This window comes from Poseidonibacter lekithochrous (genome assembly GCF_013283835.1).
Classification (GTDB): Bacteria; Campylobacterota; Campylobacteria; order Campylobacterales; family Arcobacteraceae; genus Poseidonibacter; species Poseidonibacter lekithochrous.
In genome coordinates, this window is sequence record NZ_CP054052.1 from 1,385,968 (window position 1) to 1,398,471 (window position 12,504).

Genomic DNA, 12,504 nt, shown 5'->3' on the forward strand with positions numbered 1-12,504 from the left:
GCAAAAAATGATTAAAAAAACATTAGTAACATTAGGACTATCTGCGGTATTAGCAGCAAGTTTATCTGCAAAAGATTCTTTAATGATGGCGACAACAACAAGTACAGATAATACTGGATTATTAGATTACTTAGCACCAAAGTTTGAAAAAGATACTGGAACGGCTCTTAAATGGGTAGCAACTGGTACTGGAAAAGCTTTAAAAATGGGTGGTAATTGTGATGTTGATATCTTATTTGTTCATGCACCAGCATCTGAAAAGAAATTTATCGCTACTGGATTTGGTGGAGATAGAAAGCAAGTAATGTACAATGATTTTGTAATCGTAGGACCAAAAAAAGACCCAGCATCAGTAAATGGAATGGCTCCAAGTACTGCACTAAATGCAATCAAAGAAAAACAAGCTAAGTTTTTCTCAAGAGGGGATAACTCTGGTACTAATAAAAAAGAATTATCTTTATGGAAAAATGCAAAAGTTGATGCAAAATCTGCTTCTTCTTGGTATGTTCAAACTGGTCAAGGAATGTTAAGAACTATCAACATGGCATCTGAAAAAAATGGATATACAATGACTGATAGAGGTACTTGGATCAAGTATATGTCACAAAAAGGTGATAAAAACATGATGAAAGTAGTAGTTGAGGGTGATAAGTCATTATTTAATCAATACTCTGTTGTTTCTATTAATAAAGAAAAATGTTCAAACGTAAAACCACAATTAGCAAAACAATTTACTCAATGGGTAACTAAATCTGAAACTCAAAAAACAATTGCTGATTTTAGATTATTAGGGCAAGCATTATTCATCCCTAATGCAGATAAGTAATAAACAAAAAAATTTAAGGTTAGAGTAGAGAATGAATCTTTTTACAGATGGCTTCAACGAAGCAATAGACTTACTAATATCAGGAAACGAGAGTGTTTACTCTGCTATTAGTACAACAATAACAGTATCATCATGGTCATTATTAATAAGCTTAATAATTGGTCTTCCTTTGGGTTTTGCTCTTGGGTACTACAACTTCTTTGGTAAAGCGGTTGTTAGAACTATAGTTGATACTTTATTGGCATTGCCTACTGTTGTAATCGGACTTGTGGCATATACTATGTTATCACAAGCTGGGCCATTTGGACAATATGATTTATTATTCTCACAACAAGCAATAATCATAGGACAGATTGTATTAGGTCTGCCTATTATTATTGCGCTAACTGCTACACAAGTAGAAGCTGTTGATAAGAGGTTATATACTTCTTTGAAGGGTTTAGGGGCTCATCCTCATCAGATTTTAGTGGCAACTTTGATTGAAGCTAGATTTGGGATTATGACTGCTGCTATGACTGCTTATGGGCGAATCATTACTGAAATTGGTATTTCAATGATGGTTGGTGGAAATATCAAATACCATACAAGAACAGTAACAACTGCAATTGCTTTAGAGACAGGTAAAGGTGAGTTTGTTACAGGTATTGCTCTTGGATTGGTTTTATTTGCTGTTGCATTGATGGTAAATATTGCATTATCACAACTGAAAAGGAAATGGACACAATGATGAATAGTTTATATGAATTAAATAATATAGAACAACATTATGATGGAAGAAAAGTATTAAATATTGAAAATCTTAGATTAGATGAAAATCAAATCATCGGTTTCTTTGGTCCAAATGGTAGTGGTAAATCAACACTATTTTCATTACTTTCTTTTGTAGATAAACCTAGCTTTGGAGAAATCTCTTTTAATGGTTTGTGCAATAAAAAAATGGATTTAGAGACTAGACAAAGTGTAGTGATGGTACCTCAAAATCCTTACCTTTTAAAACGAACAGTTTATGAAAATGTATCTTATGGTTTGAAGCTTCGAAAACAAACTGATAATTTAGATGCAAAAGTGTTGGAAGCTTTGGCTTTAGTGGGGCTTGATAGTTCATTTTCTCAGAGGAAATGGAGTCAGTTATCTGGTGGTGAGGCTCAAAGAGTAGCTCTTGCTGCAAGACTAATACTAAAACCAAAGGTTCTAATCTTAGATGAACCAACAAGTGGTGTAGATACAAACTCAGCACAACTAATCAAAGAAGCAATTCTTTGTGCAAAACAAAAATACAATACTACAATCTTTATCTCAAGTCACGACCATAACTGGCTAAATCACATCTGTGATAGAAGGGTAGCACTGTTTCAAGGAAACTTGGTTGAGAGTGGAAGTGTAAACTTACTTTTCGCACCTTGGGAGAAAAATAGTGAGGGAAATCTTGTAAAAGTATTCATGGATGGACAAAGATTGGTTATTCCCAATAGTGAAGAAAAAAAACGTGATTCTGTTGTAATGATAAATAGTGATGATATTATTATCTGTAGAGAAAACTGCGAACATATGAAAAACGAAAATACACTAATTGGTGAAGTACAATCTATAAGACAACAACCATCAGGAAATCATCTACTAATAGAGTTTTCAGTAGGGGGAGTGAGCTTCAGCTCTAGGCTAACAAGAGAAGAGATGCAAAAGCAAACTCTTCTTCCTGGGGATAAGATTCATGTGAATATTGATACGTGTGGGGTTTGTTGGATTTAGATTTATTTAAATAATTGACTATGAGTTCCAAGTCTTTGTAAATATAAAACATCATCGATAACAGTATATATTAGTAACATATCCCCACCTAGATGAAATTCTCTCATACCTTTATAATCACCAAGTAAGGCATGATCTCTAGATTCACTTGGTAATTCCTTACCTTGTAGTATGCATGATAAATACTTAATTCTCTTAGTATATTGTTCATCAGTAAGTTTTACTTTTATCTCATCTTTTCTAAAATATTTATGTCTTTTTAGAAGCATTATTTATTTAAATCCTCTAATCTTATATCTTCATAGTTTTCACCAGTTTCTATATCTTTCATAGTTTCTAATGTCATATCATTTGGAATTTTAACTTCAAAAGGTAAACCTCTATTAAATACAGATTGAGCTAAAAACATATTAACTGCTTCACTAAGACTTAATCCATAGTGTTTATATATTTCTTTTGCTTGCTCTTTTAAATTTGTATCTAAATAAACATTTGTTCTTGATTTTTCTACTACCATAACAAAGCCTTTTTAATTTATTATAACACAAAGATTGTGTTTTGTAAAGTTACTGTGTTTTTAGTTTCCCTAATATAAAATACTTATTCCTTGTCTTACTTTTCAAAATGAAAGTCATCATCTACAATCTCTTTAATCATTGTTTTTATTTCTTCTTTTGATTCAGATTTTGAAAGAAAATATATCTGTAAGTTTACTTTTTTTAATTTATTATAGTTCATGAAACATATAGTAATAATTTTTAGTTTTGTATATACATTTAATTTTGAGTTTGATTGAAAATTATCTATAAAAACAAAGATAGTTTCATATTTAAATATTAATATCAATATATAGTAAAATGGTAGATAAAATACTGTTAATAAAAATGGTAAAAAGAACTTTTTAACTAAATCAATCAATACAATATTTTGGTAATTATCATGGATACTATCTATTGTTAAATAAGTAACTAATATTACAAAAAAAGCTAATATAAAACTTATAAAGTTTTCTGCAGATTCAGTATTTTTATCTTTCTCTTGATATTGCATAACTATTTGAATTAATATTAAAAAAGTGACTATCGTAGTCATGATAAATTCAAAAATGAAATTAAAAGTATAAAGATTAACTATAAATTGATAAACTACAAAAAACTTTAAATTATCCATTAAGATTGTTTTAACAAAATGCTCTTTGTTTATTAAGTCCTGATGTTTAATTATTAATATAAAAGCGGTAATTATCCATAGTATGGTATCTTTGAGATATGAAGTATTCCAATAAAAGAAATTACTTAAGATAATAATTTCAATAAAAATATAAAATAAAAGATATAGTATTATTACTAATATCTCTTTTTTGAAAAATGATTGAATTAATGTATGTATAGAATCAAATAGACTCTGTCTATCATCAGCTTTATAAAAAATATAAAGTATTACCATTGTAAATAATAATATTGATGATAGTTCTCTATTGTTAAATATTTCAGTCAATTTCTTATATTATTCCAAGATGATATTAATCAAGTTTTCTAGCAACCCATTGAGTATGTTCTCTTGAGAATGCATTTTCGCTATTTAATACAAAATCAGAAAGCTCTTTTTCATCTTTTATATATGAAGATTCACCTTTTATAATAGTAATTTCATGAGCAGTTAAAGTATAAGAGGAAACAAGTTCATTATGTTTTTTTGCTTGTATCCATGTAAATACAGCAGTTGCCATAGTAGCAATTACATCAACAGGAAGACTTAATTCAGGGTCTTTAATTCTAAATAATAAAAATCCAATGGCAAGAACATGTAATAAAATTGATACTATAAACCAAAACTTTGCTTTCTTTTTATTATAATTAGCTTTTTTACTATACCATTTGGATTGATCTAAAATTCTTTGTTTTGTGTATATCTCTAACCTATCTTCAAAACTCAACTTTCTAATTTTTTTCATAGTTTCAGAAATAGGTTCATTCGGTGTTTCATCATCATGTATTGTTTTAGATAAGTTTTTATTTTGGTCTAAGATACTTTTTAAATCACCCATAAACTCTTTAGAAACTATTTGAATATCAACATTATCAAGATATGGTTCGGCACGCATACACCATCTCCAAGACCTAGTTTTAACAGATTCTGCTACAGCTCGGCCATTATACCATTGATCATCAGGTTTAAAATATTTTAATGCAATTAAAATACCAAGTGTAATAAAAAAGAAACTAGCAGATATGATCGCTCCCATAGCATCTTTAGGAAAATAAAAAGATACACTAACTGCAATAATTACTAGAAATAAATATGCTCCAAGGCTTAAAAAATAATTTTTTTGAGAACTACTTGACGCATCACTTGCAAGTTTATGTAATCCAGGAAGTGTCTTACTGTTTAACTCTAAATCCATTATGAATGTGTTCTTATTGCATTAATAATACTGCTTCTATTCCATCCTACTGGTTCACATATTGATGCATCTCGAACACTTTTGGGCACTCTTTCTTGACCCCAAGGTTTTACACCAATGATAGTTTTACCAAGTCTTTGAGCTTCTCTTATTTCATAATCAATCCATGCACTATGAGTTGCATACATTCCACCTAAAATAACTACAACATTTGTTGGGTTTATTTGTCTCGTCATTCCACGACTTAAACCAGCGGATGTTTTATCAGGTAAGGCTTTACTACTAGGAACACTATAGTTACTCCATGAGAAGTTTGGTTCTTCATTAAACCAATTAACTAATCTATCATAGTGAGCATTATATCCCCAAGCATGACTAATGAATATTGCTCTATTTTTAAGGTTTGGCATTTAATTTCCTTTTAAATTTAATTAATAATATTATATTACTTATCAACTTAATATGTAAAATAATATTATTTTATTGATGGTTATATGATAACTTTAACTTATATTTAAATATAAGTTGATACTAATAAGAAATAACACCTTAAAATTACACCACAGGGGTTGAATTCCCATTTTTAGTAATAGAAAATAGAAAAGTATTTTTTTATATAGCAGTATTTGTAGGGACTGATAAGTTTATAACTTAATCAAACCTACTATCTAAAAGCTTATAAATCTTGTCGTTTTCTCTTTTTCCCACAGCTAAAACAATAACAAATATTTCTTCATCTTTTACTTGGTATGCTAGTCTAAATCCTGCATTTCTTAGTTTGATTTTATATACATCTTCAAAACCTGATAGTTTGTCTTTTTGAACTTTTGGATTTTCTAGTCTTTCTTTTAGTTTCTTTTTGAATTGTTCTTTGATTTTGGAATCAATTTTATCCCATTCTTTTAGGGCTTTTTTATGAAATTGTAGTTTATAAGTCATCTAGATTTACTTCTACAAGTTCATCTGTATCTTCAATTCTTTCTTTTACTTTATTTGCAAGCATATAGTCATCTACTATTTCCATTAACTTTTCGTATGTTTGTGCTGGTACTAGGTAGGCACTAGCTTTGTTATGGTTTAGTATTGCTACTGCTTCATCTCCTGCTTCTTCTATTATAGAAGAGGGTGATTTTTTTAGTTCACTTATACTTGCTGAATAGTTTGATAAAATAGCATTCATTTTAAAACCTTTTTTAGTACTTTATTTAGTATATTATATGATATTTATTTTATCGTGTCAAGAATATAATTAAAACTCAAAAAACAATTTTTCAAGAAAGATTTTAGTCTACGCCTTTAGCTGATAAAATTCAATCCTTGATTGGGCTAGATTATCGAAAGTAAAATAAATAAAAATTAATAATTAGGTATACTGTCCCCTAATTTTACGTGACAATACAAAATCAAAAAATATATTAGCAAATATAAATACTAAGGAATTATTAAAATGGAAACAATTTATTCAAAAAAAAATCATCTAGAAATTAACACTAGTGTTTTATTTAAATCTTCTGAATTTAAAGAGAGTGTAATGAAGGAAACTGCAGAAAAGTTTGTACTTATATCTTGTACTACAAGATATATGCCAGAGATAGTTCACAAAGGAGATTCACTTAATATAATTTCCTTTTTTGACAAAATGAAAGAATTATACTTCAGCGATAATTCTATTAAAAATATAACTAATATGTCATCAACTTCGTGTTCTATCGACACAGAAACTCAAGTTTCATTTTTAACTCCTCTATATCACATGGGTTACTTTTTACTTTTAGCAAATATTTCAAATAATAAAGATTTAAAAAATAAACTTAAAAACAGAGCTTCAAGCTTTTTAAGAACTTACTATAAATTAGAAGAATATAAAGCTATTATTGCTGATAAAGATGATAAAAAAGTAAATATTAAATCTTTAACTTTTACAGAGCTAATAGCAGAATGGATGTCTTTTATTAATTCATTTCTAAGTGATTTTTCTGTTTATTTAATCAAATCTAAACAAAAAATAACTTTGCAAAATAAAGATGAAGTAGTGTTAAATTTTAAAAATTTAATGAAAGATATTAAGCCAAAACCTCTTAATATTAGTGAAGAGATTTTGACTTACTTAAAATAAAGTTTCGGGGATTTGTTCTATGAATATAATATTTTTAAATCTAGAAAATTAAATAGGAAATAAATGATAAAAGTAATTTTTTTAAACTGCTGCTTAATTCTTATTCTAACATCATGTAGTTATATAAAATACTCTAGTATTCAAGCAAACTATTCAAAGATACAAAAATCAGATCCAAGCCAAGTAAATTTGAAACATATGATAGATCGAGAAACTTTTTTTGTTTTAGGGAAGACAATCGATAAAACAAAAAAATATTCAAATAGACCTATGGCTATTGCCGCTTATTCTAGTAAATTTAGAAAAAATGAGCGTGTTGATACAATGTTCATTGAAGGAACAGAAACATATTATGGTTTAACTCTTCCAGAGGGTACATATACTTTATTAATCTATGCAGATATCAACCAAGATCAAATTTTTCAACAATCTGAAATAGTTGGAAAAAAAGAATTGATTTTGAATACAAACAAATTTCCAGAAAGAATTGTTAAACATAAAAATATAGAATTAACAAATAATTTCTTAATAACTTGGGCTGAAACTATTCCACTACCCAAAAAAGTAAAAATCAAACAATCTTTATACTATCCAACAGGTACAATTCGTAGTTTAACAGACCCAATATTTGATGAAAGAATTTCAATAATGGGAATGTATGACCCTGCATCTTTTATGAAAGCTGTACCAACAATGTTCTATGCAACACAAGAAGATGTTTCACATAAGATTCCAGTAGTCTTTGTTCATGGAATTGGAGGAAGTCCAAGACAATTTAATCCAATTATAAAACATATTGACAAGGATCGTTATAAATTATGGTTTTTCTATTATCCATCAGGTGGGGATTTAGATCAATTATCAGATTTATTTTATACTTTATTTCTATCTGGTGATGTTATCTCTTTAGGAAAAATGCCTTTAGTAGTTGTTGCGCATAGTATGGGAGGATTAGTAGTTAGAAAATCATTTAATAAATATGAAGGTAATACTAATGAGAATAAAGTTGAATTATTTGTAAGTATTGCTAGCCCCTTTGGAGGTCATCCAGCTGCTGAATCAGGCGAGAAATATGGATTAATTGTACTTCCATCATGGAAAGATTTAAATCCAAATAATCAATTTATAAAAGAGTTATATAAGAAGCAATTGCCAAAGTTTGTAAATCATCAACTTTTTTATGCTTATAAAAATCCCAGTATATTGAAAGTTAAATCAAACAATGATGGGGTGGTACCTTTATCTAGTCAGTTACATTCAGAGGCTCAAATGCAATCTCAAAATCAATTTGGATTTAATAGTAGTCATAATGATATACTAGAAAACAAAAATATGATTGATCTTTTATTAAAAAATATGGCTGGAGTGCAAAGTAAATTTCCAAAATCACATATGAAAATACTTGAGAATGGTGGTTTTAATGTAAAGTTAGATGATAAGTATAGTCCTCATACAAAATATTTAATTAACTATGCAGGAAGGTACATCATGTTATTAGTTAATGGTATGATTGAACCTATAAGTCCACAACAAAAACAATTTATCCAAGTTTTACAAGGGAAGAAAACACCAACTAACGATGTTGAAAAAGAGTTCATTCAGTTTATGAAAGAGTATTCTAAAGTCATTGAAACTGTTTTAAATGATAAGTAAAGATTCTACAATGACATTATAAAATTAAACTAGCAATTATTCATAGAGTATAGTTGCTAATTAATAGGCAATCTTATTTCAAAACATGCACCAATATAACTTTCGTATATGTATTTATATTCACAATTCTCTACTTCTAGAAAACCACCCATATTCTTCTCTATAATCTCTTTACACATATAAAGACCAACACCTGTACCTTGACTTTGATGTTTTGTTGTAAAATATGGTTCAAAGATACGATTTTTCAGAGATTTAGGAATTCCTCCTGCATTATCTTTAATCATAATTTTTACGTATTTATTATCTTCTTTTACTTCTATAAAAATTAGTTTTTTACTATTTTGATCTTTTTTTGTTAGTTCATCTTTTGCATTTCTTATTATGTTGATAAGTACTTGTATAAATTCATTTTCATAATTAGTTATTGTAATATCACCAATATTTTTAATTATTTTAATATCTAGATTATATAGTTCTGAACGGCATAATGATAATGATTTATTTATAACATCTTCTATAGTAAAATCTGTTTCTTTTTTATTTGTCTTAAAAAAGTTTCTAAAATCATCAATTGTTTTTGATAGGTATTGTGCAGTATTATTGATTCCACTTAGTCCCTCAATTAAAAAATCATCGTTTAAGACATTCATCTCTTTTTGAATTTTTAGTCCCGTTGCAGTTGCTGTAATTGTAGATAATGGTTGTCTCCATTGATGTGCGATGTTTCCTATCATTTCTCCCATTGCTGCCATCTTAGTTTTTTGTGCCATTATATTTTGTTGTTTTGTATTTTTATCAATATGTGCTTTAATCTCACTTTTGTATCTTATAAACTTTTTTTGTAATATTCTAGAAAAATAAATTGATAGTATTAATAGTACTATTGTAATTAATCCAGTAACTTCTAAGCTCTTATAAACATAGAGTTCAAATTTTTTATCTAATTCTTTTCTTTTTTGAATAATTGCTGTATTCATATCGTCTTCATAAAAACCTGTGCCAATCATCCATGACCAGCTATCTAATCCTTTTATATAACTCACTTTTTTAGTTGGTAGGTCATTTCCTGGTTTTTTATTTTGAATGTAGGTGTAATAGCCTTCGCCTTTTTTTGCTATTTTTAGAAGATTATTGATTACCTTTTTTGTTTCTACTGTATCATTGATTTTAATTGCATTCTTTCCTATATAGTCTTTTCTAATATGGCTTATGTAAATTAAATCAAAATCTATGATAAAGATATAATCATTTCTGTTTGAGTTTATATTATCTATGTAATCTAATATTTTTTCTTTTGTCTCAACTTCATATTCTTCTATATATTCACCAGTACCTATAAACCAGTTAAAAGGTTTGAAGTTACGAACAAGACCAATCTTTGTTTTTTGTTTATCAGGTTTAGTTGGGTTAAACCAATACCATTGATAAAATGACTCCTCAGTATTCTTCAAAAGATTTACCATATCTTGAATAACATAAGCACCTTTTGAATCTTGGTGATTCCAAAAGTTTTCACCTTCACGCTCTGGATTATGTGGAAGTAAAATATTTTCACCAGTATTTTCATAGATAAAAAAATAACCTCTATTTTTGTTAAATCTAATATTTCTAAGAGCATCAACAATTAATTTTTTTATGAAAACTGGGTCTTTATCTAAGTTATTTTGATATATGGTATTTGCAATTGCATAGGCATTATCAACTGCACTTGTTAGGGATTCTTTTAGTTCTTTTTTTGTAGATTGTTGTTCTTTTTTTATGAAATTGTATATTTCATTTGTTTCTTGTTTTATTCTGTTTTTATTTCGGATATTAAATTCAGTTCTGATTTTTTCTTTTTCAATTTCAAAAGTTCTATTATTTTCTACAAACTGAATAGTTAAAATTATGATAGAAATAGTGAGTACAAAAATACTTGGAGTATACTTTATTATTTGTAATAATTGTTTTTCATTTTGAAATATCATTATCTACCAATGTTTTAGATTTTGTACTAGTATAATAGCTAAATATAATAATGATATGAGAAATCTAAGTATACGAAATAATGAAGAGTTTTATGATAAAATTCGATTTAAGTTAAACATCATTATTAGGAACAAAATGCAAACAGAAGCACTACCAAACCACCATCACTACAAAATATTTAAACCACATGGTTTTTTAAGTCAGTTTGTACCTGAGAAAATGAAGAAAAAAAAGCTATTAAGTGAACTATCTGATTTCCCAGATAAAACAATGGCAATAGGGCGATTAGACCATGATTCTGAAGGATTATTATTACTTACAACTGATGGTATGATGAGCCATAAAGTAAGAGATAAGGGTATCGAAAAAGAATATTATGTTCAAGTAGATGGAGAGATTACACAAGAGGCAGTATCACTACTTCAAAATGGTGTAGAGATTACTGTAAGTGGGAATAAATATCAAACCCTTCCTTGCAAAGCATTTGCTCTTGAATCTGAACCCAATCTTCCATCTAGAGGTCGTAATATACGAGACCCAAGACATGGTCCTACTAGTTGGATATCTATCACTATTTGTGAAGGGAAAAAACGTCAGATTAGAAAAATGACAGCTTCTGTAGGTTTCCCAACACTGAGATTAGTAAGAGTTCGTATTGGTGATATTCATATTGATAATATGAATCCCGGTGATGTTATCGAACTGCCTAATTTTGATGATGTACTTAATGACTAAGATTAAGTATTATAAATCATAATCTTTTTTGAATCTATCACCTTTAAATTCTATATTATCTTTCAAGTTTAGTTGAAACATAATATTAGGATTTGTATTTATATCTTTTTTCTTTATATAGTACTGACAATCCACATTTGTCATACTCACTAGATATTTACTACCAATGTTAAAATCAGATAGTCTTGATTTCATAGTCAATAGATATTTATTATTTGTTTTCTTTATTGTATAGTTTTTATTTATTAGGTCTAACTGCTCTTTAAAATCTGCTATATCTTTACCTGGTATTTGAGTATTCCCAGATTTTTTTCTTCTAAATACTAGGCTAATATCAAAATACTTTTCTATCTCATCTACTGGAATAAAAAGTAAATCTTTTAAAGTCAATTTATTGAACTTTTTTGAAGATATAATCCATTCTACATTTTTTTCATTATAGATTGTTTTAACCCAATTGAATAGTATATTCTTATCAATATCAACGTGAATATTTGCAGTATTTGAGCCTTTGAATAATGAATAATTAGAGTTTAAATATTTTATAATTTCATTAGTATATTTGTTCTCATCATTTTTACTTTGCTCACAAAAATAAAATTTATTACCCTCTGGTGATAATACAATCTGTCCTGCGTCTGTTGAATCAAACTTTGCTTCAATATTTGTAAGAGTTCTGATTGATTCTCTCACTGTTATATAAGATGTTGTTACGTGATAACCACCATCCATTTTAAAGTTAGCATTAAAATAATTATTTAAAAAATCTGTTGCTTCTTCTTGGAATATTTCCCACTTTTGTAATGCCATTGTCTTGCCTTTAAAATTAATGGGGGAATTATAGCTTATAAGTCTTATTATTCTCACTTTTTCTTTAATTTTTATACCTAAAAATTCTAGGATACTTTACTTAATTATTAAGAAAACAAATATAATTTCTCCCAATGATATAAATAAGTCTAATTTGGGAATGCTTTATTAATTTTTAAACTTAGAAACGATGAAAATCAAAAGATAATATAATTTTAGAGTTTTTTTTAAGGTTTTAAA

15 protein-coding genes are annotated in these 12,504 nt (G+C 27.8%); 6 read left to right on the top strand and 9 right to left on the bottom strand.

From position 1 onward, the window contains the following. Positions 1 to 7: 7 nt before the first annotated feature. The 3 genes from ALEK_RS06660 to ALEK_RS06670 are packed head-to-tail and all read left to right on the top strand — an operon-like array spanning position 8 to position 2,575. A complete protein-coding gene (locus tag ALEK_RS06660; RefSeq protein WP_173424123.1) occupies positions 8 to 826 on the top strand; it encodes an ABC transporter substrate-binding protein in 819 nt (272 codons plus the stop codon). Positions 827 to 857: 31 nt separating this feature from the next. After that, positions 858 to 1,553: an ABC transporter permease gene (locus ALEK_RS06665; RefSeq protein WP_071625933.1), complete on the top strand. Its 696-nt coding sequence runs from the start codon at positions 858 to 860 to the stop codon at positions 1,551 to 1,553. Next, positions 1,550 to 2,575, top strand: a complete 1,026-nt coding sequence (locus tag ALEK_RS06670; RefSeq protein WP_083574587.1) for an energy-coupling factor ABC transporter ATP-binding protein — start codon at positions 1,550 to 1,552, stop codon at positions 2,573 to 2,575. The genes ALEK_RS06665 and ALEK_RS06670 overlap by 4 nt, the downstream gene beginning before the upstream one ends. Positions 2,576 to 2,577: 2 nt before the next feature. Here the strand turns inward: ALEK_RS06670 and ALEK_RS06675 are convergent, their stop codons facing one another. From ALEK_RS06675 to ALEK_RS06705, 7 genes are all read right to left on the bottom strand, one after another. Then, positions 2,578 to 2,844 (bottom strand): type II toxin-antitoxin system YafQ family toxin, encoded by a 267-nt coding sequence (locus ALEK_RS06675; protein ID WP_071625932.1) that lies wholly within the window; start codon positions 2,842 to 2,844, stop codon positions 2,578 to 2,580. Beyond that, the gene (locus ALEK_RS06680) at positions 2,844 to 3,092 is read right to left on the bottom strand and encodes a type II toxin-antitoxin system RelB/DinJ family antitoxin (RefSeq protein ID WP_071625931.1); all 249 of its coding nucleotides are present in this window, start codon (positions 3,090 to 3,092) and stop codon (positions 2,844 to 2,846) included. Before ALEK_RS06680 ends, ALEK_RS06675 begins: the two co-directional genes overlap by 1 nt. Before the next feature lie 95 nt (positions 3,093 to 3,187). Then, the gene (locus ALEK_RS06685) at positions 3,188 to 4,072 is read right to left on the bottom strand and encodes a hypothetical protein (RefSeq protein ID WP_071625930.1); all 885 of its coding nucleotides are present in this window, start codon (positions 4,070 to 4,072) and stop codon (positions 3,188 to 3,190) included. 25 nt (positions 4,073 to 4,097) lie between these two features. Then, positions 4,098 to 4,979: a DUF4231 domain-containing protein gene (locus ALEK_RS06690; RefSeq protein ID WP_071625929.1), complete on the bottom strand. Its 882-nt coding sequence runs from the start codon at positions 4,977 to 4,979 to the stop codon at positions 4,098 to 4,100. After that, positions 4,979 to 5,389: a TIR domain-containing protein gene (locus tag ALEK_RS06695; RefSeq protein WP_071625928.1), complete on the bottom strand. Its 411-nt coding sequence runs from the start codon at positions 5,387 to 5,389 to the stop codon at positions 4,979 to 4,981. The genes ALEK_RS06690 and ALEK_RS06695 overlap by 1 nt, the downstream gene beginning before the upstream one ends. A gap of 241 nt (positions 5,390 to 5,630) precedes the next feature. Next, positions 5,631 to 5,918 carry a type II toxin-antitoxin system RelE family toxin gene (locus ALEK_RS06700; protein WP_071625927.1) on the bottom strand — a complete coding sequence of 96 codons (288 nt, stop codon included), beginning with the start codon at positions 5,916 to 5,918 and terminating at the stop codon, positions 5,631 to 5,633. After that, positions 5,908 to 6,159 (bottom strand): type II toxin-antitoxin system Phd/YefM family antitoxin, encoded by a 252-nt coding sequence (locus ALEK_RS06705; protein WP_071625926.1) that lies wholly within the window; start codon positions 6,157 to 6,159, stop codon positions 5,908 to 5,910. Before ALEK_RS06705 ends, ALEK_RS06700 begins: the two co-directional genes overlap by 11 nt. 267 nt (positions 6,160 to 6,426) lie before the next feature. Between ALEK_RS06705 and ALEK_RS06710 the strand changes: the two genes are divergently transcribed. Then, positions 6,427 to 7,095 (top strand): hypothetical protein, encoded by a 669-nt coding sequence (locus ALEK_RS06710; RefSeq protein WP_071625925.1) that lies wholly within the window; start codon positions 6,427 to 6,429, stop codon positions 7,093 to 7,095. 198 nt (positions 7,096 to 7,293) lie between these two features. Continuing rightward, positions 7,294 to 8,748, top strand: a complete 1,455-nt coding sequence (maoP, locus tag ALEK_RS06715; RefSeq protein WP_197950356.1) for a DUF413 domain-containing protein — start codon at positions 7,294 to 7,296, stop codon at positions 8,746 to 8,748. A gap of 56 nt (positions 8,749 to 8,804) precedes the next feature. Here maoP and ALEK_RS06720 read toward each other — a convergent pair whose 3' ends face one another. Further along, the gene (locus tag ALEK_RS06720; protein ID WP_071625923.1) at positions 8,805 to 10,718 is read right to left on the bottom strand and encodes a sensor histidine kinase; all 1,914 of its coding nucleotides are present in this window, start codon (positions 10,716 to 10,718) and stop codon (positions 8,805 to 8,807) included. A 136-nt stretch (positions 10,719 to 10,854) separates the two neighbouring features. On the opposite strand from ALEK_RS06720, the gene ALEK_RS06725 reads away from it, so the two are divergent. Continuing rightward, positions 10,855 to 11,454: a pseudouridine synthase gene (locus ALEK_RS06725; RefSeq protein WP_071625922.1), complete on the top strand. Its 600-nt coding sequence runs from the start codon at positions 10,855 to 10,857 to the stop codon at positions 11,452 to 11,454. A 9-nt stretch (positions 11,455 to 11,463) separates the two neighbouring features. On the opposite strand, the gene ALEK_RS06730 is transcribed toward ALEK_RS06725, so the two are convergent. Further along, positions 11,464 to 12,264 carry a PDDEXK family nuclease gene (locus ALEK_RS06730; RefSeq protein WP_071625921.1) on the bottom strand — a complete coding sequence of 267 codons (801 nt, stop codon included), beginning with the start codon at positions 12,262 to 12,264 and terminating at the stop codon, positions 11,464 to 11,466. Positions 12,265 to 12,504 lie beyond the last annotated feature (240 nt).